The organism is Streptomyces sulphureus DSM 40104 (assembly GCF_000381025.1).
Lineage (GTDB): Bacteria > Actinomycetota > Actinomycetes > Streptomycetales > Streptomycetaceae > Streptomyces > Streptomyces sulphureus.
In genome coordinates this window covers 119,411-140,424 of record NZ_KB905821.1, presented here as the reverse complement: position 1 = coordinate 140,424, position 21,014 = coordinate 119,411, and the positions used below count along the sequence as shown (strand labels likewise).

The window sequence follows — 21,014 nt, the reverse complement described above, 5'->3', positions numbered from 1 at the left end:
GGCCATGCCGTCCCGGACTTCCGGCCGTCGGAGACGAATCCAGAAAAGGAGCTCCATGACCGACCTGCTGAATCCCGTCGAGCGGACCGCCCTGCTCACCGCGGCGCTCCGCGCTGCCGAGACGCGGCGGGACGATCGGTTGTACAGCGACCCCTACGCCGCCGACCTCGCCGGCGAGTCGGGGCCGGGACTGCTGGAGGAGGTACGCACCGCGACCTTCCCGCCCGGTCGGTCGCGCACGCTTCCCAGCACTCCCGACTACAACGCCATCCGCACCAGATTCTTCGACGACCATCTCCAAGAGTGCGCCGCGCCGGCGGAGATGACCCAGATCGTGCTCGCCCCCGCCGGAATGGACTCCCGCGCCTACCGGATGGACTGGCCCGACCACGTCCGCTACTTCGAGGTGGACCGTCCCGCCGTACTGGCCCACAAGGCCGAGCGACTCGGGGACGCGCGTCCGCGGGTACGTCACCGTACGGTCGCCGCCGACCTCACCGGCCGGGACTGGGAGTTCATGCTGAGGGACGCCGGGTACGATCCGAGCCTCCCCTCCACCTGGCTCCTCGAAGGACTGCTCTACTACGTTCCCGAAGCCGACGCCCACCGCATCCTGGAGCGGGTGGCCGACCTCATGGCACCGGGCAGTCGGATCGTCGCCGACCTGGTGAACGCGGCAGCGCTGACGCTTCCGCACATGCACGACCTCCTCGAGGTCTTCGCGGGCTGGGGCTGCCCGTGGCTCTTCGGCAGCGACGAGCCCGAGGCGCTCTTCGCCCGCCACGGGTTCGAGGTCGTCGCCGCCCAGCCCGGCGAGCCGGGCGCCGACTTCGGACGATGGCCGGACCCTGTCCCCCCGAGGACGGTCGCCGACGTGCGTCGGGTCTTCTTCGTCCACGGGACGCGCAGTTGACGCCGCCCGCCGTGGTGGTGGGCGGCAGCGTGGCCGGCCTCGCCACCGCGTCGGCGCTCGCTCAACGCGGCGTCCCGGTACGGGTGTTGGAGCGTTCGGCGCCGCCGCCCGACGGCCCGCCGGTGGAGGTCGCCGCGTCGTGGCGCCGCCCGACCGTCCCCCAGGGCGGGCACTCGCACATCCTCACCTCCCTCGGGGTGCGGGTGCTGCGGCGCTCCGCGCCGCGTGTGCTGGAGGAGGCGATGGAGCAGGGGGCCGCGCTGGTGGACCTCACGTTGGCGGCACCGCGCACGGGAGCCGAGGGCGGACGCGGCGTCGAAGACCCCGACCTGGTGGCGCTCGCCATCCGTCGCACACTGCTGGAGCTGCTGCTGCGCCGTGCGACGCAGGCCGTTGCGCACGTGACCCTGGAGCACCGCACGTCGGTGCGCGGGCTGCTTCGTGACGCGTCGGGCACTCGTGCGGCGGGGGTGGTGACCGAGGGCGGAACCCAGGTGCCGGCGCGGTTCGTGATCGACGCCACCGGCCGCCGGGCGGCCTCCGCCTCCTGGCTGAGACGTGCCGAACTCGCCCCGGGAAACGACCTGGTGGGCCCCACCGAGCTGCGAGGGTTCACGCGCTTCTACCGGCTGCGCACGCCTCGTGGAACCTGGCCGGGAGAGCTCAACCGCGGCAACGCCGCCGGCGGCATCTGGGACCACTACGCCGCCGTCGTGCATCCGGCCGACAACGGCACCTTCGCCCTCACACTCGCCGTTCCGACCGGCGACCGCGCCTTGAACTCGCTGCGACACCCCGGCGCGTTCACCACCGTCGCCCGACTCTCTCCCCACGTGGCGGAGTGGGTGGACGAGAGAGTGGCGTACCCCGTGACGAACGTCCGGGCCATCACCGTGCCGCCGAACATCAGGCGCGCCACCGCTCGTTCGGCGGGCGAGCGGCTCGCGGGGCTCTATCCGGTCGGGGACGCGGCGTGCGTGACCGATCCGCTCTACGGACGGGGGCTCTCGCTCGCCCTGGCCCACGCCTTCCGCCTGGCCGAACTCCTCGACGCGTACCCGAGCGTGGGAGAAGAACAGTCCGCGCGGGCCGTGGAGCTCGCCGAGCGCGTCTACGGTCCGTGGTTCGAGCAGGCGGTGCACGACAGCGCGGCCCGGGCCCGACGGTGGCGCGCCCACGTCGAGGGAACGGCACCGCCCGTCGAGCCGGCCGCCGCCCCGTCCGGGCGCCCGTCCATGGCCGAAGCGGCGCACGCCGCCGCGACGGACCCGGCGGTGTGGCACGGCCTCACCTGCCTGTTGATGGGGCTGCGTACGCCCGCAGACGTGCTCGACGCCCCCGCGTTCAGGGAGCGGGTACGGGCGGCCGGGCCGGCTCTCGCCGGACGGACGAGTGCGCCGAGCCGCGCCGCACTCGTGGGCGCGCTCGCGGGCGTGGCGGGGGTGTGAGCACGACATGTCCCGATCCGTACTGTTGGCACCCGTCACCGTCACGCCGTCCAAGCCACTGACACCGAGTCACCTGAAGGGCCTGCTGTGGGCCGACGTGATGTACCGGGCCACGGCGCAGGTGGCCGACGTCACCTTCCGGTACAGCCACACCACCTACCACCCCACCGAACAGACGCTCGGCTTCTGGGAGTTCCTCGACCGCACCCGCGGCGACACCGACTACACGACCCTCTCCGAGAGCCAGATCGGCGAGCTGTACGTGCGCTACCGAGCGGAGGGGCACCCGCAGGCCGCGGAGGATCTGTACCCGTACGCGCAGGCCGTGGAAGAGCACGGTTTCGTCCACCCCGCCAGCGAGCGCGTCCTGCGCCTGTGGTCCGCGCACTACGCGCGCCTCGGGCTCCACGATCCCGGCCTGTTGGGCCATCAGCCGCCCGAGCTGGACCTGGAGGAGATGGTCGAGGAGCTGGTCGCGAGCGGCATGGGGCTGGACCAGCGGGAGTTGGGCGGCCGCGTGTACCTCGACGCGACCCGGTTCGGCCTGCCCCTCCGGCAGATCATGAGCGCCGAGGGCCGGCCCAACTACCTGGCCTGCGCCCTGCGGGAGCTGCTGCCGCTCGCCGCGCGACACGACGAGCTCGTCCTCCTGTACGACAACGAACTCGCCCCGGACTACCGGCTCCTGGCACAGGTGCTCGGCCGCCAGGGGGCGGCCGTCCACCACGTGCCGATCGGCCGGGTGCCCATCGACGGAAGGGTCGCGTCCGCCCGCCACGGCGGCTGGCACGAGCACACCGCCGACACCTTGGTGCGCGACCTGGCCGCGGAGCACACCCCGGAGGCCCTGCGGCTGGGCATGCGCCTGTACTTCATCGCCGTACTGGGACCCGGTCAGCGCGAGTCCTTCCGGCCCGACCTGCTACGCAAGCACGTCTCGCGGGCCGAGCGCCTGGTGGCGCGCGTGCCGGAGGCGGCGGGCACGCGTCCGTCCGTCGACACGCTCGGCCGGTACCGGCGCGGCCACACGCACGTCGATCCCTACCGCCTCACCTGCTCGCTGCTCGGCAGAGCCGCGGCCCCCTCCCTGTCCCTGCTCTCCTCGGTGTACCTATGACCCTCACCTCCCGACGGCTGCTCACCGTCGCCGCGGACCGGCTGCGCTCCGTGCGTCCCGAACTCGCCGCCGAACTCGACCTGTCCACCCTCGAGGCGCTGCTCGCCGCCAAGTCCCGCGTCGCCACGGGAGGTGCCGACACCCCGGCCGACGGGGCACTCGTCGTCTGCGTCGTCGGTCGCCCCGCACTTTCCGTCTTGGTGCGCGAGACGTGCCGCTTCGCGTCGTCGGTGCCGTACGAGCGGGCCCGGCCGTGGCAGCGGGCGTTCACACGCACGGTGTTCCTCGCCGGACAGCCCGGCAACCTCCGTGACCGGTTCACCTTCGCGCACGTGTCCGGCGACGGCTCGGTCGGCTGGCTCGGTCCCGCCGCAGAGCAGGACACCGAGGCACTGCGCCGCCTGCTCAAGGTCTTCCACGGCGACCGGGAACCGCCGGCGTGGGCACCCGTCACCGTGACGGTGCCCCCACCGCCGGGGAAGAGCCCGTCGTTGCGGCGACCGCGCCACCGCGACCTCTACGTCGCCACCGCGCGGGTCGCCTTCTCCACCCTGCTCGTCCAGGTCAACCACCTGTTGGCGGAGGCGGTCCTGGACGGGCTCATCGCCCCCGGCGACCGGCTGACGCTGCGTTCCGTGCCCTGGCTGACCGGCTTGGCCTCACCCTTCGCCGCCCTGCGGGTCGACGAGGACACCGACAGCCCGCACGGTCTGCGCGCCTTCGCCGGCCTGACAGAGGAGACATGATGCCAACGCGTCCGATCCGGCTCGGCGTCCACGGATCACCACACCTCGCGCACCGGATCGTCAGCGCCGCCGGCCGGCGGCCGAGCGAGGTGGAGTTCATCCCCTACGACGTCACCGAGCCGTTCCGCCCGCTGCGCGAGGGACGATGCGACCTGCTGCTCGTCAAGTACACGCCGGGGACGTCGGACCTCGTGCTCTCTCGCCCGGTCGCCTTCGACGGCCGTGCGCTCGTGGTCTCCGCCGCCCATCCCCTCGCCGACAGGGAGACCGTCTCCATCGAGGAGGCGGCTCCCTACGACGTCTTCCGCTGCCCCGGGGACTTCCCGCCCGAGGTGTGGGACGCCGTCGTGCCGCCGCGGACGCCCGCGGGCCTCCCTCTTCGGCGAGTGCACCCGGTGTCGACCCTCGACGCGCTCGTCGACACCCTGGCCACGTCCCGGGCGGTGCACGTGTCGTTCCAGTCCGTCGCCGCGGTGTTGCCCCCGGGTGCCCGGGCGGTGCCCGTCCACGACCTGCCGGACGCACCGGTCACGTTGGGCCGCTGGCGGGGCACCGAACCGCCGCCGGCCGTGCGGGAGTTCGTCGCCGCGGCGGAGGCGGGTGCGGCGTGAGGAGACCGTTTCCGAAGACGGCCGTCGTGCTGTTGCACGCCCTCCCGCTGAGCTCCGCCATGTGGGATGTACCGGCCGCCGCGTTGCGCGCCCGCGGCCACCGTGTGCTGGCCCCGGACCAACGGGGCTTCGGAGCTGCCCCGTTGGGCTCCCGCCCCCCGTCGCTCGACACCGTCGCCGACGACCTCGCCCGGCTGCTCGACGAGCACGACATCGAGGACGCGGTGCTCGCCGGGTGTTCGATGGGCGGCTACGTCGCGATGGCCTTCGCCCGACGCCACCGGGAACGCCTGCGCGGCCTGGCCCTGCTGGCGGCCAGGGCGGCGGCGGACGAGCCCGAGACGGCGGCCGAACGTGACAGGTTCGCGGACGCCATGGCCGTGGACGCGCTCCGTGCACCTCTGGTGGCGCGCACCACCCCCAGCCTGCTCGGCTCCACCACCCGGCGTGCGCGGCCCGACCTCCTCTCCGCCGTGCTCTCGATGGCCCGAAGGGCCGAGCCCGAAGCGATCGCCTGGGCACAGCGCGCGATCGCTGCGCGCGCGGACTCGGCGGAGCTCCTGCGCGACCTGGCGGTCCCGTCCGTCGTCGTGAGCGGTGCGGAGGACGAACTCGTCACTCCCGAGGAAGCGGCGACCACGGCAGCGGTGCTGCGGCGAGGGCGGTTCGTCAGCCTTCCCGCGACCGGGCACCTCGCCCCTGTGGAGGCGCCGGAGAGCGTCACCGACGTCCTGAGCACGCTGCTCGGCGAGGTCGCGGAGGGCGCCGCGCAGGCGTCCACGAAGACGGAACGGAAGGGGACGGCAAGGTGCTGACAGCGGATCACGACGCGTGGGGCCACGCGTCGTCAACCGGACTCGGCTTCACCCACGAGCAGATCGTCGACGCTCATTTCGAGGCGTGCCGGCCGCATTACCTCGCGGTGTTGGCGGAGGTCGGCATCGCACCGGGCTGGCACGTGCTGGACGCGGGGTGCGGCAGCGGTGCCTTCCTCGCTCCGCTCTGCGACCTCGTCGGAGCGACGGGCCGCGTGTCGGGGATCGAACTCGCCGCGGAGAACGCCGCATCGGCGTCTCGGCGGGTCGACCGCGACCGCCCCGGTCGAGACGTGCGCGTGCAGCGCGGCGACGTCCTGAGCCTGCCGTACGCGGACCGCACGTTCGACGCCGTCTGGCTGGCGAACACCGCCCAGTACCTGGACGACGACGAACTCCGGCGTGCGCTGCGTGAGTTGCGCCGCGTGCTGCGGCCGGGAGGCGTGCTGGCCGTCAAGGAGCTCGACGCCTCGCTGATCACCGTGCGTCCCGGGGACCCCTTCCAGTTCACGGACTTCTTCCGCCACGCGGCCAGGGACGGCGGTTACGCGCGCCAACTGCTGCGCGCCAGGGACCTGTACGGCGCGTTGGAGGACGCGGGCCTGGTGTCGGTGCGGCAGCGGACGTTCCTGATGGAGCACCGGGCCCCGATGACGGAGGAGGTGCTGCGGTTCTACGCGGCGGCGTGTGCCCGAGTCGCCCGTCAGGCGATCGACCTGGGGGTCGCCGGGGAGTGGCTGCCGTTCCTGGACCCGCAGGCGTCGGAGAATCCGCTGCGGGCCCGGCGTGCCTACCTGAGCGAGGGCAACACGCTGGCGACCGGCGTGGTGCCGCCGGCGCCGGGCGGAGAGCGGTGAGGGGGAGCCGATGGCCGCGCTCCCCCTCACCGCGACTAGCGGAGGCTCTCGTCCGTCAGCCTTCCCGCTGCTCCGGAGTGCCGCCTGAACGAGCCGAGAGACCGTAGATGGACCAGGCGAGAACGGCGATGGCGAGCGTGCTGATGGCTCCCGCCGCCACCGGAACCGAGGCAGGGCCGGTGCTCGCCAGCACGGCGCCGCCGAGCGCGCCGCTCAACGAGATGCCGAGGAAGAGGCAGCTACTGTTCAGCGCCACGACCTCGTTGCCGGCGTCGCCCGCCAGGGAGAGCAACCTGGCTTGGAGCGGCGGGGTGAGGGCGCCGCCGAAGATGCCCCAGCCGGCCAACAGCAGCCCCAGCACCACCACCGAGACCGCCCCCGGCCAACGCCAGCCGCAGAGCCCGAGCACGAGTGTGGAGGCGACTTGGAGGCTGAGCGCGGCGACGATCGTCGGGCCCGGGCCCCAGGAGTCGGCGAGGCGCCCGCCGACGACCGCTCCGACGGCACTGGCGAGCCCCATGATCGCGACGAGGACGGAGAGCTGGCCCGCGCCGGCGTGCGAGACCGCGTCCGCGATCGGCGCGACGTAGCTGAAGGTCATGAAGTTCCCCGTAGCACCGATGACGGTACCCACCAGGCCGACGAGCACCGGTCTGCTGCCGAGCGGAGCCAGCCTGCGCCGCAGCGGGAGAGCGGGAGCCCCGGGCTGCGGGGGCAGGAACAGCCTGAGGAAGACCAGCACGCACACGGCCAGTATCGCCACGAAGACCATGGTGGATCGCCAGCCGAACGAGCCGCTGAGCGCGGTGCCGATGGGCACACCGACGACGAGCGCGATGGACTGACCGAACGTGATGACGCCGAGGTAGCGCCCCATGCTGTCCTTCGGGGCCATCCTGGCCGCGGTGGCGAACGCCGCGGGCATCACGCTGGCCCCGGCGACAGCCGTGACGATCCGCATCACGAGGAGCATCCAGTACGAAGGCGCGACGGCCGCACCGACGTTGGCGAGCGCGAAGACGGTCAGCGCCGTCAGAAGCACGACCCGGCGCGGGAGCCGTGCGGTGGCCACCGCAACCACGGGTGCCGACAGTGCGTAGGTGAGCGAGAAGGCGGTGATCAACTGGCCCGCGACCGCCTCGGACACGTCCAGATCGGAGGCCATCTTCGGCAGGACGCCTGCGATGACGAAGTTGTCCGTCCCGGCGGCGAACGACGCCAGACACAGCGCCAGGAGCCATGCCGGATAGCGGGCGCGGCGCTTGGCTTCGACCGATAACGACTCCGTACTCATCGAGCTCCCTTGCCAGTTGGTTACCGAACGGGTGGACCGCCTCAGCGCACTCCGCGGATCGGCTGGACGGCGACCGCGCCCAGCATGGCCGAGCACGCGGCGAGGAGGAACAACAACGGGTAATTGTCCCCTCCACCCACTCCGAGGACGGCAGGGGCGAGCGCCGGCGCAAGCGTCTGCGGCAGAGCGTTTGCGATGTTGAAGACGCCGAGGTCGCGCGCCGCCGTCTCCCGGCTGGGCAGGACGTCGGCGACGAGCGCGAGGTCGACGGAGAGGTACGCACCGAACCCCACCCCGCACAGCGCCACGGCGGCGACGAACACACCGAACGAGCCGGCGAACGCCACGAGCGCGAGCCCCACTCCGTAGACCGCCGACGCCGCCAGGACGAAGATCTTGCGACGCATCAGTCGGTCCGAGAGGCGACCGCACGCCTGGCTCGTCACGACGGTGACCACGGCTTGCGCGACCAGCGTCAGAAAGACCAACCGGGGGACCTCGGAGGCACGGAAGCCGAAGTGGTCCATCAGATAGAAGCTCTTGTACGCGCTGAGCACGGAGGTCCCCATGAACATCAGGAACCGGCTCAACCAGGCCCAGCCGAAGTCGGGTTGGCGGACGGGGTTGACCCAGTAGCTCTGGAGGAACCCCCGCACGGTGAAAGGCGGTCGGTCCTTCGCCGAGAGGTGCCGGTCCCTCAGCAGAAGAGCCAGCGCGACCACCGTCACCACTCCGACCGCGGTGGGCAGGAGAAACATCAGCGCCACGGACGGCGCCGCCACCTGCGCGAGGAAGCTGCCGATCACCAGCGCGACGGGAAGGCACAGGCCGAGAGCGCCGGAGACCCGGCCCCGCTCCTCGACGGGTACCTGGTCGGGAAGGAGTGCCACGAGCGCCGCCAGGACGGCGTTGAAGCCCAGTTGGGCCAGACACCAGCCGAGCAGCAGCAGCGGCACCCCCTCGGCGAGCACGACGAGGAGGATGCCGAGGGCACCCGCCAGGCTGCCACCCAGCAACCACGGCTTGCGCATCCCCAGGCGCGACACGGTGCGGTCGCTCAACCGCCCGAAGAGGGGGTTGCCGAGGATCGCCAGCACCGAACCCACCCCGAGGACGAGGGAGAAGACCTGGTTCTCCCGATCCGGCGCGATGTCGTGCACCTTCATCGCCAGGGTGACGGTCGTCGGCGTCACCAAGGCCACGTAGATCCCGCAGTACGCGGCGGCGAACGCGGTGACGAACAGCGGGCCGACACCGCCGGAGGAAGCCGTTCGCGGGGGAGCGGCCGCGTCGGGCGGAAGGGCGGGGGAGTCGCCCGGCGTTCCCGCCTCAGTCGGCTTCATGGCGCTCGCACCTCAGTGTCGCCAGGCAGCCCCGGCCCCTCCGCCGGTCCACGTCGCACAGCAGGACACGGTCGAAGCGCCGCGCCCACTCGCGCCAGTTGTCGGCGAGGGCGATCCAGACGCTCGTGGCGTAGCTGCCCGGCGGAACGCGGTGCAGGTGCCCGCCGGGAACGGGCTCGGGCTCCGGCGCGTCCGGCCCCAGCACCACCAGCGTCTCTCCCGCGTCGGGGTGCGCCTGCGCGCGTATCAGTTCCGGTAGTCGGTCCGCCGGCAGGTCCACCCGGACCTCGTCGCTCCCCGCCCCGAGCCGCAGCGGGCCGTCCTCGCCGAAGGCCAGCAGCGCGCCCGAGTCGACGAGTCGTACCGGCCCGTCGTCCACGACCGGGTCGTGCGCCGGCAGCGTCGTCTGCTCGACCACGAGCAGGACGGGGTGCCGTGCGCGCCCGCTCGCCCGGAACGCGGAGACGATCCGCAGCCCGGTGAACGGGGCGGCCAACCCCTGGTCGGCCACGGAGAATCCGTGCACCCCGTCACCGAAGCGAAGAGCCGCGTGCGAGGCGGTCACGCCGTGTGCCAGCACGTCGGGCAGCGCGTGCGCGACGACGATGAGGTCCGCCGTGCGTCCGCGGAGGCCGTCCTGGTCCGCCAACAGGTCGGTGAGGGAACGGTGGTCGACGTGCCGTCCCGACAAGAAGCGCTCCCGGTCGAAACGCTGCCCGTGGCGCTCCAAGAGGTCCTCGAAGAAGCGCAGATCGGCGGGGTTCTCCTGGTAGGTCCGGGCCGGCGGATCGAGCACCGAGCCGGCGGCCTGGAGACTCAGGGTCATGCCGTGACCACCTTGTCGAGGTAGTCGACGAAAGTGCCGACCGACACGAAGTCCTTCATGTCCAGCTCGTCGGGGTCCACCTGGAAACCCAACTCCTCCTCCAGGGACATCAGCAGCTCCAGGATCGACGTGGAGTCCAGGTGCAGGTCCTCGAAGAACCGGGTCTCCTCGGCGAGCCCGGAGACCTCGCGCTCCAGGACGTCGGTGAGCCCGGCCTCGATGGCCTGGATCGTTCCCTGACGGTCCATCTCTTCGCTCCTTCGCGTGAGTTGGTGCCCACGCCGCCGGGTCCGGGGCGTGGCGGGGCGTGCGGCGTGCGCGCGGGTGTGTCAGAGCGGAGCGAGCCGCTGCCTGTCGAGCAGGTCCTCGGCGGTGTCCCGTGCGCGGACGAGGTGGGGCGTGCCGCGGTGGACGAGGACCTCGGCCGGGAAGCCATGACTCAGGAAGTGCCCGGGGGAGGCCGAGGGCCCGTACGCTCCCGAGCGCTGGACGCCGATGAGGTCTCCGGGGGCGACCGCGGGCAGCCGCACCTTCTTCCCGAGCACGTCGTTCGGGGTGCACAGCGGGCCGGTCACGGTGTACTCGTGGTCGGCCGGCGAGCCGTAGCGGGTGAGCGCCACGAGGGGGAAGTTGCGCTTGACGAAGCTGCCCGTACCCACGGCGGCCATGTGGTGGTTGGTGCCGCCGTCCGTCACGACGAAGTCGCTTCCCATGGACTCCTTCACGTACAGGACGCGCGTCACGTAGGTCCCGCACAGGGCCGCGAGATAGCGGCCGACCTCGAGGACCAGACGGCACCCGGGCCGTTCCCGCAGGAAGCGGTCGGCCTCGGCGTTGAGCCCCCTGGCGAGCGCCTGGACGTCCAGGTCCTCCTCGTTGTCGAAGTAGGCGACGCCCAGGCCGCCGCCCACGTCCACGGTGTCGAGGTCGATGTCCAGGTCCGCCGCCAGGTCGGCGGCGAGGCCGAGCACCTCGCGGGTGTTGTGGACGATGTCGCCGTGCGCAAGGAAACGCGTCCCCATGTAGGCGTGCACGCCGCGCACCCGCACTCGGGACAGAGCGGCGAGGCGCTCCTTCTCCGCGCGCAGCAGGCGTGTGTCGATGCCGAACTGCCGGGGCTTGCCTCCCATCGCGAGGCCGGAGCCCTTCGTCGGGAAGTCCGGGTTCAGCCGGAGGAGCACGTCCACCGAGGACAGGCCGCGCGCCGTTGCCGCTGCCTCCAACTGCCTGAGTTCCGCGAGGGATTCGCACACGATGGCGTGCAACCCCGCGTCCAGGCAGGCGGCCAGCTCGGCCTCGGTCTTGCCCGGGCCGAGGAAGAGGGTGTCCGCGGGGCTGATCCCGGCGCGCTGGGCGGTGCGCAGCTCGACCAGGGAGGAGACCTCGGCCCCCGCGCCCAGCCGCCCCAACGTGCGCACCACGCTGACGTTCGGGTTGGCCTTGAGCGAGTAGAAGACGTCGATCTCCGGCCGCAGCAGGCCCCGTAGTTCCCGGTACACGGATTCGAGGCGCGACGCGTCGTAGACGTAGGTCGGTGTCCCGAACTCCTCGACGATCCGCGTCACCGGGACCCCCTGTATCCGGAACTCGCCCTGGCCGTTCTCCGGTTCTCCGTACGCGACCACGCTCAGTCCTCCCTGTGGGTGATGACCATGGCGGCGAACGTGGTGCCGACGCCGACCGAGGCGACGAGATAGTGCCGGCCGGGCACCAGCCGCTTCTCGTCCCGCAGCGTCACGTAGTTCACGAACACGTCGGACGCGAAGCAGTGACTGAACCGCGGGATGTTCTCCAGGAACGTCCGCTCGCGCGGAAAGTCCAGCGCCTGGATGGTCTGCCGCCAGGACATCATGTTGACGTTGTGCGGGATCAGCAGCTCGATGTCCGCGAGGGTGAGGCCGGCCTCCGAGACCGCACGGCGCATCGTGTCGGCGAAGATCTCCGGGTAGATCTGCCCGAGGTCCGCGGCCCTCTCCTTGCCGATCCGGACGCCATTGGAGTATTCGCCGAGGGTCTGCGTGACGTACGAGCGGACGGGGGCCCCGGCGCCGTCGACGGCGACGAGGCACGCGGCGGCGGCCTCCCCGAGCACCGCCGTGTCGGGGATGAGCTGAATCCCCGCGGTGAACGCCTGCTCGCCGGTGACGACGAGGGCACGCGCGTCGGGGTCTCCGTCGAGCCGGAGCAGCTCCCCGGCGACGTCGACCGCGGCCATGCCGGACGCGCAGTTCTGCTGGGTGAGCGAGAAGGCGGTCGCCCGGGTGAGGCCGAGTTGCCGCCGGAGCTCCTGCGCCACGTCCACGGTCGAGGGGGCGAGGAGTTGGGTCGCGTGGGCGAAGATCAGGTGGGTGACGCGGGAGAGCGGTACCTCTGCCTCGTCGAGCACCTGTCGGGCCGCGGGGAGCACGAGGTCCTCGAAGCGCATCTCCGGGTCGTAGCGAAGTTCCTTCAGTCCCTGCATCTTCCGGAAGAGCTGCACCTTCGACTTCGTCAGGTTCAGTCGCTCGGCCAACTCCTCGACGGCGACGACGCGTTCCGGCGCGTGGTAGGCGACGCCCTCCAGGGTGGCGGGCTGGGTGGTCACGATGTCTCCCTCGGGGTCGGGCGGTCGAGAGCCGACCGCGTGGCAAGGAGCGGGACGCTCAGCTCCGGCGCGAAGCCCGGGCGGTCGGAACGAGGGCCTCCTCGACGATGTCGGCGGCCGCCTGGGCGCCCCGGCACGCGCGGATCTCCTGCCCCAGCAGCGCGAGGCGTCGGGTGAGTTGAGGCAGGGCGAGGAGCTCCTCCAACGGCCCCCGCAGGCCGGTCGTGGCGACGGCGTCGTTGTCGAGCCGTCTGCCGACGCCCAGCTCCACCAGGCGGTCGGCGATGAAGAACTGGTCCGCACCCTGCGGCAGGGCGAGCATGGGCACCTCGTGTGCGAGCGCCTCCACAGTGCCTCCCATGCCGGCGTGGGTGATGAACGCCGTGGCGTGGGAGAGCACTTCGACCTGGGGAAGCCACTGGTGGACCTCGACGTTGTCGGGCACGTCGCCGAGCATCCCCCGGTCGACGAACTTGCCGGTCTGCAGTACGACGTGCCAGTCGCTTCTCCCGAAGTCCGCGACGCACCGTCGGTAGATGTCCGGCCGGTTGGTGAACGTCGAGCCGAGGGACATCAGCAGCACCGGACGCTCGTCGGACGGAGGCTGCCACGTGCCCAACTCCGCCCGGTCTCCGAGGCAGGGGCCGACGAAGGAGAACACGGACTCGTCCACGGCGTCCGCGTGCGGTTGGAGTGACCGGGGGATGGAGGAGACGCCCCGCTCCGGTCGGAGCCCGAAGCGGTCGAGCGGCATCTCCACCGAGTTCTCGGCGAGCCACCGGGAGAAGCGGTCGCGCAGCCGGGAGGTGGCGGCATCGGTGAGCAGCCCCCGGTAGACGGCGGCGATGCCGTTCGTCTTGCCCTCGTAGTCCACCGCGAACGGCCAGAACGCCACTGCGGGAACGCCCCACTCGTGACCCAACACCCGGGCCTCGTAGGCGAAGAGATCGTGCAGGATCACGTCGGGACGGTCCTCGTCGAGGGCCTGTCGCACCTGCGGCAGCGCGTTCTCAGCCTCGTCCAGCATGTAGGAGACGATGGACGTGAAGTCCTTGAGCAGCTTCAGGGAGTCGTCCGCAGGGCCCCATGCCGAGCGGAAGGGCACGACGTCCGCGCCGGTCTCCGCGACGAGCGAGGCGAACGCCTCCGGTACGACGTAGGTCACGCGGTGCCCTCGCGCGAGGAGCTCCCGTGCCACGGCCAACGTCGGGGTGACGTGGCCGTGCATCCCGATCTCCATCAGGGCCACGTGCGCGCGCTTCGGGAGCCTCCCCGGCGAGTCCGGAACCTCACCGGACAGCTCGGCACCGTGTCGCATCCTGCCGCTCCCCTCTTCGCCGGCGGACCGCCCGGCCGGCGTGGCTTGTGATCCCCCGTACAGACCGCCGCGGCGCGATCGCGGATACACCCCGCACCGGCGGCGCCGTCGACGGGCGTCCTCAACGGTGGCTCCCCGCACGCGTGTCGGCAGTGCGCGGCGCCGGACGGGTGCCGTGCCTCGCGGGTGACGAGCGCGGCGCAGCGGACGCCGAGGGCCCGTGGCGAACCGTCCGCCGGTCGGTCGATCCCGCTTCGTGCCGGAGGGACGCGCCTCGTCGGGCCGTGTCACTCGGGTCACCGCGACCAGAAGGGGAAGGCGTGGTCCACGAGGAACTCCGGACCGCGCCGCCCCGACCGCACCTGCTCCCGGAAGGGTTGCCACCACGTCCGGTTGTCGCGGTACCAGGCGGTGGTGGCGGCGATGCCGTCGCTCAGCGCCGTGGTGGGCTTCCAGCCCGTCGCCTCGCCCAGGCGTGCGGAGGAGGCGACGAGGGAGTGGCCGCGCCCGTCCGCCGACGGGGTCTCGATCTCGGTGACACTTCCGCAGCCGCCAGTGCGCACCACCGTCTCCGCCGCTTCTTCGAGGGTGGTCGGATTTCCGGCCGCGATGTTGAAGGTGTTGTTCCACTCGTCGGACTCGACGAGGCGGCAGATCGCGTCGACGGCGTCCGCGACGGCGAGGAAGTCGCGCAGCCGACCCGTCACCGCTTCGGACTCCACGCCCAGCAGCGCCTGGGCGGCGATGCGCGGCACGATGCGGTCCGGTGCCTGCCACGGCCCGTACAGGTTGGTGAGTCGCACCGTGGTGGCGGCGATGCCGAAGTTGTGCCGGTAGGACTCGAGGAAGCCCTCACAGGCGATCTTCGAGGCCGCGTAGGGGGAAAGCGGGAGAAGCGGGCTCTCCTCCGTGAACAGCGGACCGTCGTTGCCGCCGTACACCTCGATGGAAGAGGTGAAGAGCAGCGGTGTCCCGCGGCGTCGCGCGGCCTCCAGGACCACGGACATCACCGCGACGTTGTTCGTGAACGCGAGCTCCGGGTGGTGGAGGGAGAAGTCGACCTGCGGCAGGGCGGCGAGGTTGACGAGGACGTCGCACTCGGGGAGGGAGGCTCCCGGCCGCGCCAGGTCGACGAAGTGGTGCGGGGCCCTGTCGAGCAGCCCGGAGGCCGCGAGCCGGCCGAACCGGTCACCGACGTCGACGAGCGTCACGGTGTGACCGCGCTGCTCCATGCCGAGCGCGAGGTTGGTGCCGACGAATCCGGCGGCACCGATGAGGGCGATGTTTCGAGACATGATCTCTTGACCTCGTGGTGTGAGAGGAAGGGTGGGACGGGGAGGTGCGCCAGCCGGAACGGCGAGGCCGGACAGCCGGCGGGGAGGCTTTCGGCGCCGTGCCCGGACGAGCCGCGGTGGGGCCGGCTTCGCGGGTGCGGGACTCCGGGTGGCTTCGCGGATCTCCGGCGGAGTCCCCGAACGCCTCCGCCGGTCCGCCGTTCCGTACGTACAGAGACTCCGGACGTCCCTCCGGATACGGACGGGAACGTCGGGCCCCCGCATCCCGCTCGGTGCCGAATCCGGTCGTATGCGGCGCGAGTTAGGCGTGCGGCGGGCCGACGCTCAGCGCGTCGAGGCCCGCCCCTCCACGTGGGCAGTGATCAGCCGGCGGTCGAACTTCCCGTTGCCGTTCGTGGGCAGGGAGTCCATCCGCACGCAGCGCCTGGGAACCTTGAACCGCTCGATCTGTTCGCACATCCGCTCCAGCACCTCCTCTTCCGGCACCTCGCCCACGACCGTGAGCACCGCGCCGCGGTCACCCGTCGGCGGGAGCACCGCGGCCGCCGTCACGCCGTCGAGGCGCAGCGCCGCGGCCTCCACCTCGGTGCAACTCACCCGGAAGCCCCGCTCCTTGTAGAGGTCGTCGTGCCGCCCCGAGAAGTACAGGTAGCCCTCCTCGTCGAGGTGGCCGTAGTCCCCGGTGCGCAGTTCGGGGAAGAGCCCGTCGCGGCGGGGGAACCGTCGGGCCGTCAGTTCCGGGCGTCGCCAGTAGCCGGACATGACGTGCGGGCCCCGGACGACGATCTCGCCGGTCGCGCCCGGAGGCAGCGGCGCACCGTCGTCGTCCACGACGGTCAACTCGGTGTCGGACAGCGGCACACCGGAGGAGTCGGGCCGGTCGAGATCCCCGTCGGGGGGCATGATCGTGGCGCGCTTGCACTCCGTGAGGCCGTACATGAGTTGGATGCTCAGGTTCGGCAGACCGGCCCGGAGCGCCGTCCTGGTCTTCTCGGACAGCGCGGCTCCCGTGTTGGTCAACAGCCGCAGCCGGGACAGCTTTTCGCCCTGCGAGCGGCGCAGCAACCAGGCCAGGGAGTCGGAGACGGAGGGCACCCCGGCGAACACCGTCGCCCCCGACTCGCGCAGCGCGCGCAGCAGCGGTGGGCCGGCCTCGGCCATGCTGCCGAGCCTCACCTGGGCGCCGCTGACGGCCGCCAGGAACAGTTGGTACAGCCCGTAGTCGAAGGAGAGCGGCAGAGGGCAGTAGACGAGGTCGTCGGGCCGGTACCGCAGCCGCTCCTGAATGGCGCGAGTGGCGAAGACGAGCTGTTGGTGGGTGCTCACGACGGCTTTGGGGAGCGCGGTCGTGCCGGAGGTGTAGATCAGACAGACCGGGTCGACGGGGAGCGGGCCGCCCCCGGCCGCGGTCGACTCCCCGGGCGCCCGGGGCTCCAACAGCGCTTCCGGGGGCAGACAGGAGACGTGCGCGGACGCAGCAGTCCGCGCCGCGTCGGCGTCGTCGGTGACCAGGACGGTGGGCTCGCTGTCCTGCAGCACGTGCTCCAGCGGCGCTCCGCGCACATCCGCGTGCAGGACGCTGAAGGGCGCCCCGAGCCGGGACGCCCCGTACACCGCGCTCGCGGTCGCCAAGCCGTTCTCGGTCTTCACCAGGACCCGCGCACCGCGCCCGACTCCCTTGGCGCGCAGTGCGGTTGCCGCTCCCCGGGAGGCGTCGGCGAGCCGCCCGTAGGAGAGGGAGCCGGTGTGCGAGGCCACGGCGGGGGAGTCGGGTGCGGTGGCGGCCCGTTCGTCGAGCAGGTCGTGGAGGAGGGCGGGGGTGTCCATCGGCTCACCGACCCTGCTGAGCGTCGCCGGCCGTGTTCGTCTGCGCGGCCGTCCGGCTCGTGGGGCGGGGCAGCGGAACGACGGTGGTGGCGGTCGCGGTGCAGACCGGCTCCGGTGGCTCCAGTACCGAGGCCGAGGAGGCGGCGTCTCCCGTACCCGCCGCGATGACCTTGTACGCCGCCAACTCGACCGTGCGGCGCAGTCTGGTCCTGCGGGAGAGACGAGCGGTGGCCTCTATCCAGTCTCCGGGGTACACGGGTTCGAGGAACCGGACCTGGCCGTACTCGGCGAGCAGTCCCTCGTCCCCGTCCGTGCGCACCGCGATCTCGGTGACGAGATCGCCGAAGAGCTCCAACATGCGCGAACCGGCCACCAGGGAGCCGCCGTAGTGTGCGTCCTCCGACGCCATGCGCAGCCGCAGAGAGGCCTCGACGGGCTCGTGCCCTGCCTCCGCTCCGGTCTTCGAGGTCGACTCCACCGTCATGCGTCCTCCTGCGTTGTCGCGTTGGTGGGCGACGACCGTCGCGACCACCAACCTTCGTTTGTGGGCTATCGACGCCTGGAACCCGTCGATCCGCTGCCGCGCTGCGGCGCGCGCTGCGGCGCCGCGCAGCCGGACGCGGGGGGCGCCGTCGGAACGTCGCGCCACGATCACCTGATGGGGGCGCACGCCGTTCGTGAAGCCGCAGCCGAGGGCCTTCACGACCGCCTCCTTGGCGGCGAAACGGCCGGACAGGAACTCCAGGGACCGGCTCGGCGCGCACGAGTCGGCGTAGGCCAACTCCTCCGGGGCGAAGGCGTAGGCGCGGAACCAGCCGCGGTGAACGAGTGCGCGCAGCTCCTCGGCGTGCAGCACATCGACGGCGGCCAGCACGCGGTGCGCGTACGGGCACGGAGCGGACGCCGCGGCGCGTGGCTCAACACCCAACGCCGCTCCCCTCGTCGGCGGGTTCCGCAGACCGCCGGACGACCAGGCAGGACCAGGTGAAACCACCGCCGCCGGTGAGCACGAGGGCGAACTCCCCCGCGTCGAGCAGGTCGTGCTCCTGGAGGTGGGCGAGGTTGGCCACTGCGTCGCCGGACCCGAGGTGACCCGTGTCCGCGCCCGCCCGTACCGTTGCCGCGTGCGGCAGCCGGTCGCGCAGCGCGGGCAGGTAGGTCAGTTCGAGGGTGCGCGGGCCGAGCCGGGGGAGCAGCACCTGCCGCACCCGCGGGTCTGCGGGCGCCAGGCCGGCCTCTTCGAGGGCTCGATCGATGACTCCGCGTATCGCCGCGGGCGCTATCCTGGCGAACTCCTCCAACCCTCCCGCCGCCGCGAACGCCTTCTTCGTACGACGGACGTCGACCGGGCGGCTGTGTTCGAGCGGAGCGGCGCTGAAGGAGTCGCTGCCGCGGTACATCGACTCCAACGCGCTGTCGACGTGCACGGTGTGCGCCAGCAACGACAGCCCGCGCCCCGAGCGGCCGAGTACCGCAGCCGTCGCTCCGTCGCCGTAGGCGGCGTGCGAGTCGCTGCCCCAACGGTCGAAGCCGGGCCCCTGGAAGCGGTCGCCGGTGGTGACGAGGGCGGCGCGCAGTGCGGGGTCGGCGGACATCTGGGCCGCCGCGGTGTAGAGGCTCACCGCTCCGCCATGGCACATCTGTTGGACGCCCACGGGCAGTGCGTGCGGAGCGCCCACCCCGTGCGCGACGAAGTGCGCGGGGGACCAGAAGTCGTGCCCCTGGTGGTAGAGCCAACTGTGCAGCAGCAGACCGATGTCGTCCGGCGGGACGTCGGCGCGGGAGAGGGCGCGACGTCCCGCCAGCACGGCCATTTCCGGCGCGGCCCGCGCCGAGGCCACGGGTACCTCGGTCACGCCGGCTTCGGCGGGCCCCTCCGGCGGCAGACGTCCCGCCGCGACCAGATCCGCGGCGCGTTCCCGCTCCGGGGGCAGCCAGCAGGCGGCCGCCTCCAGCGTCACACTCTCGTCGAACCGCATCCCTCGACTCCCGTCGTCGCCGACCGTCGCTCGTCACAGAGCGGTCGTCGCCCGCGGCGGATACACGAGTGCGGCGATGGCGGGCGGCGCGAGGAGGTGGGTCGGTGAGGGAGTATCCGTCGCACCCTCCCGAGGCTCTGTCAGGTCGGAGCACCGGACCACGGGCTCCCGACCGCCTGTGCGGGCGGTCGCGGAACGCAGCGAGAGGACGTCGACGATGGCGCGCTCACCCGAGGAGATCTGGGATGTCTGGCTGGAGATGTGGAACGAGGACCCGCGAGCGGCCCTGAAGATCGTCGGAGACGAATTCCGTGTCCATCTCCCGTCGAAACAGGCGGTGTTCGACGTCTCCAGCATCAGGGACGGCGCCGCGATGGCCGACTGGGTCGCCGGCTTCCGCAGCAAGTTCGCGAGCCTGCGCTACGAGACGAACTTCGGGCCGATCGTGGACGGCGAGTTCGCCGTGTGGCGCTGGTACGGCAAGGCGGAGTGCGAGGGGCGTACCGGCTGGGCCTCGGACGTCCCCGGCGGAACGATCCACTGGGTCGGCGTGGACATCCTGCGGATCGTGGACGGCACGGTCCGCGAAGCCTGGACCCAGGGGGTGGAGAGCAACGAGCCCGTCGCCTCCAGAGGGTGACGCCGGACGCGGGTGCGCTCACGCTCCGGACGTGTGCGCCCGCGTCCCGCCTGCGCAGTCCGCATTCGCGACCATCGGAGGACCAGTGAGGACCACGTACACACCCCGGCCGTCGCCCACCGAGCTGTGGGAGAGCTGGCTCGGCATCTGGAACGGCCGGTACGCCAACGCCGACACCCTCGTCGCCGACGCGGTGACGGTGCATCTGCCGCGGTACGGCATGCCGGACTCGTCGAGCATCCGTACTCGGGAGGGGCTGGTGTCCTGGATCGACGCCTTCCGTTCCTCCTACAGCGAGCCGAGCTTCCGCACCAGCGTCGGCCCGTTCAAGGACGGAGCCACACTGATCGGCAGGTGGAGGTTCGGCGGCACGTGGCAGTCGGGCCGCCCGGCGGGGGCCGAGGCTCCGCCCGGCACCCCGGTCGAACAGCACGGGGTGGACATCCTCCGCCTCGACAAGGAAGGCCGGATCGTCGAGTACTGGCTCTCCGACGACCTGCTCGACGTCTACGTACAGGTCGAAGCGCCGTTGCCGAAACGCCGTGGGTGACCCCTCGAACGCGGTGGCACATGAGGGACCGAGGTGCAGGAGCAGCCATGGCAGAGAGTGAGTGGGACGGCGAGCGGCCGGTCGCCCTGGTGACCGGAGGATCGCGGGGTATCGGGCGGGCCGTGGTCGAGCAACTCGCCCGCGACGGCTACGACATCGCCTTCTGCGGCCACGCGCCGTCTCCGGCGGCCGAGGAGACGGCGCGACGCGTGGAGAAGAGCGGCGCCGCATGTCTGCACCAGCCGTGCGACGTGGCCGACGCCGCCGCGGTCGGTCGGTTCGTCAAGCGCGTGGAGGACGAGCTCGGACCGGTGCGGACGCTCGTGAACTCGGCCGGAGTGGTCCGGGACAAGAACCTCGTCATGATGGCGGACGAGGACTGGACGACCGTCCTGGAAACCAACCTGACGGGTACCTTCAACCTGTGTCGGGCGGTGGGCTTCCACATGCTGCGCCGGCGGCGCGGGGCGATCGTCAACATATCGTCCGTCGCAGGGGTGCAGGGACAGGTCGGACAGGCCAACTACGCGGCTTCCAAAGGCGGGGTGAACAGCCTCACCCGCACCCTGGCGAAGGAGTTCGCGCGCCACGGCGTCCGCGTCAATGCGGTGGCCCCCGGCTTCGTCGCCACCGAGATGCTGGACGAGCTGAGCGACTCGGCGCGGAAGAAGGCTCTGGAGTCGGTGCCGATGCGTCGGTTCGGCACCGTCGAAGACGTCGCCGGGCTCACCGGCTTTCTGGTCTCGGAACGCGCGTCGTACATCACCGGCCAGGTCCTCCAGGTGGACGGCGGGGTCCTGTTGTGAGCACGGGGCTCGGCGCGGGCTCCGCGGGGGAACGCTCCGCGGAGC

The 21,014-nt window shown here is 72.0% G+C and carries 21 protein-coding genes; 10 read left to right on the top strand and 11 right to left on the bottom strand.

The window, feature by feature from the left end; all coding sequences use genetic code 11:
• The first annotated feature begins 55 nt into the window (after positions 1–55).
• The 7 genes from F603_RS0123160 to F603_RS0123130 are packed head-to-tail and all read left to right on the top strand — an operon-like array spanning position 56 to position 6,507.
• On the top strand, positions 56–913 hold the full coding sequence (locus F603_RS0123160) for a class I SAM-dependent methyltransferase (RefSeq protein ID WP_019548327.1): 858 nt from the start codon (positions 56–58) through the stop codon (positions 911–913).
• Positions 910–2,361, top strand: coding sequence for an FAD-dependent oxidoreductase (locus F603_RS35605; protein WP_019548326.1), 1,452 nt, complete (start codon positions 910–912; stop codon positions 2,359–2,361). Before F603_RS0123160 ends, F603_RS35605 begins: the two co-directional genes overlap by 4 nt.
• A gap of 7 nt (positions 2,362–2,368) precedes the next feature.
• Positions 2,369–3,478: a hypothetical protein gene (locus tag F603_RS0123150; RefSeq protein WP_026328661.1), complete on the top strand. Its 1,110-nt coding sequence runs from the start codon at positions 2,369–2,371 to the stop codon at positions 3,476–3,478.
• A complete protein-coding gene (locus tag F603_RS0123145; protein WP_019548324.1) occupies positions 3,475–4,224 on the top strand; it encodes a DUF6182 family protein in 750 nt (249 codons plus the stop codon). Before F603_RS0123150 ends, F603_RS0123145 begins: the two co-directional genes overlap by 4 nt.
• A complete protein-coding gene (locus F603_RS0123140; protein ID WP_026328660.1) occupies positions 4,221–4,835 on the top strand; it encodes a LysR substrate-binding domain-containing protein in 615 nt (204 codons plus the stop codon). The genes F603_RS0123145 and F603_RS0123140 overlap by 4 nt, the downstream gene beginning before the upstream one ends.
• On the top strand, positions 4,832–5,650 hold the full coding sequence (locus F603_RS0123135; protein WP_019548322.1) for an alpha/beta fold hydrolase: 819 nt from the start codon (positions 4,832–4,834) through the stop codon (positions 5,648–5,650). The genes F603_RS0123140 and F603_RS0123135 overlap by 4 nt, the downstream gene beginning before the upstream one ends.
• The gene (locus F603_RS0123130; protein WP_019548321.1) at positions 5,644–6,507 is read left to right on the top strand and encodes a class I SAM-dependent methyltransferase; all 864 of its coding nucleotides are present in this window, start codon (positions 5,644–5,646) and stop codon (positions 6,505–6,507) included. The genes F603_RS0123135 and F603_RS0123130 overlap by 7 nt, the downstream gene beginning before the upstream one ends.
• Positions 6,508–6,562: 55 nt before the next feature.
• On the opposite strand, the gene F603_RS0123125 is transcribed toward F603_RS0123130, so the two are convergent.
• The 11 genes from F603_RS0123125 to F603_RS0123075 form a co-directional block, all read right to left on the bottom strand.
• Positions 6,563–7,801: an MFS transporter gene (locus F603_RS0123125; protein WP_019548320.1), complete on the bottom strand. Its 1,239-nt coding sequence runs from the start codon at positions 7,799–7,801 to the stop codon at positions 6,563–6,565.
• 41 nt (positions 7,802–7,842) lie between these two features.
• On the bottom strand, positions 7,843–9,144 hold the full coding sequence (locus F603_RS0123120; protein ID WP_019548319.1) for an MFS transporter: 1,302 nt from the start codon (positions 9,142–9,144) through the stop codon (positions 7,843–7,845).
• Positions 9,131–9,970, bottom strand: a complete 840-nt coding sequence (locus F603_RS0123115) for a hypothetical protein (protein WP_019548318.1) — start codon at positions 9,968–9,970, stop codon at positions 9,131–9,133. The genes F603_RS0123120 and F603_RS0123115 overlap by 14 nt, the downstream gene beginning before the upstream one ends.
• Positions 9,967–10,218, bottom strand: a complete 252-nt coding sequence (locus F603_RS0123110) for a phosphopantetheine-binding protein (protein WP_019548317.1) — start codon at positions 10,216–10,218, stop codon at positions 9,967–9,969. The genes F603_RS0123115 and F603_RS0123110 overlap by 4 nt, the downstream gene beginning before the upstream one ends.
• A gap of 81 nt (positions 10,219–10,299) precedes the next feature.
• Complete coding sequence (locus F603_RS0123105; RefSeq protein ID WP_019548316.1) at positions 10,300–11,595, bottom strand: type III PLP-dependent enzyme domain-containing protein; 1,296 nt, start codon at positions 11,593–11,595, stop codon at positions 10,300–10,302.
• Between the two features lie 2 nt (positions 11,596–11,597).
• Entirely contained in the window at positions 11,598–12,554 is a 957-nt protein-coding gene (locus F603_RS0123100) for a 3-oxoacyl-ACP synthase III family protein (protein ID WP_019548315.1), read from the bottom strand.
• A 58-nt stretch (positions 12,555–12,612) separates the two neighbouring features.
• Positions 12,613–13,872, bottom strand: coding sequence for a macrolide family glycosyltransferase (locus F603_RS32655; RefSeq protein WP_019548314.1), 1,260 nt, complete (start codon positions 13,870–13,872; stop codon positions 12,613–12,615).
• A 296-nt stretch (positions 13,873–14,168) separates the two neighbouring features.
• On the bottom strand, positions 14,169–15,167 hold the full coding sequence (locus tag F603_RS0123090; RefSeq protein WP_019548313.1) for an NAD-dependent epimerase/dehydratase family protein: 999 nt from the start codon (positions 15,165–15,167) through the stop codon (positions 14,169–14,171).
• A 324-nt stretch (positions 15,168–15,491) separates the two neighbouring features.
• A complete protein-coding gene (locus F603_RS0123085) occupies positions 15,492–16,994 on the bottom strand; it encodes a class I adenylate-forming enzyme family protein (RefSeq protein ID WP_019548312.1) in 1,503 nt (500 codons plus the stop codon).
• Positions 16,995–16,998: 4 nt separating this feature from the next.
• Positions 16,999–17,922 (bottom strand): holo-ACP synthase, encoded by a 924-nt coding sequence (locus F603_RS34270; RefSeq protein WP_245600882.1) that lies wholly within the window; start codon positions 17,920–17,922, stop codon positions 16,999–17,001.
• The gene (locus F603_RS0123075) at positions 17,912–18,973 is read right to left on the bottom strand and encodes a ketoacyl-ACP synthase III family protein (protein ID WP_019548310.1); all 1,062 of its coding nucleotides are present in this window, start codon (positions 18,971–18,973) and stop codon (positions 17,912–17,914) included. The genes F603_RS34270 and F603_RS0123075 overlap by 11 nt, the downstream gene beginning before the upstream one ends.
• 217 nt (positions 18,974–19,190) lie before the next feature.
• On the opposite strand from F603_RS0123075, the gene F603_RS0123070 reads away from it, so the two are divergent.
• The 3 genes from F603_RS0123070 to fabG all read left to right on the top strand — a co-directional run bounded on the left by F603_RS0123070 (position 19,191) and on the right by fabG (position 20,969).
• A complete protein-coding gene (locus tag F603_RS0123070) occupies positions 19,191–19,613 on the top strand; it encodes a nuclear transport factor 2 family protein (RefSeq protein WP_019548309.1) in 423 nt (140 codons plus the stop codon).
• A gap of 85 nt (positions 19,614–19,698) precedes the next feature.
• Entirely contained in the window at positions 19,699–20,163 is a 465-nt protein-coding gene (locus tag F603_RS32640) for a nuclear transport factor 2 family protein (RefSeq protein ID WP_019548308.1), read from the top strand.
• Positions 20,164–20,210: 47 nt separating this feature from the next.
• Positions 20,211–20,969 (top strand): 3-oxoacyl-ACP reductase FabG, encoded by a 759-nt coding sequence (gene fabG, locus F603_RS0123060; RefSeq protein ID WP_019548307.1) that lies wholly within the window; start codon positions 20,211–20,213, stop codon positions 20,967–20,969.
• Positions 20,970–21,014 lie beyond the last annotated feature (45 nt).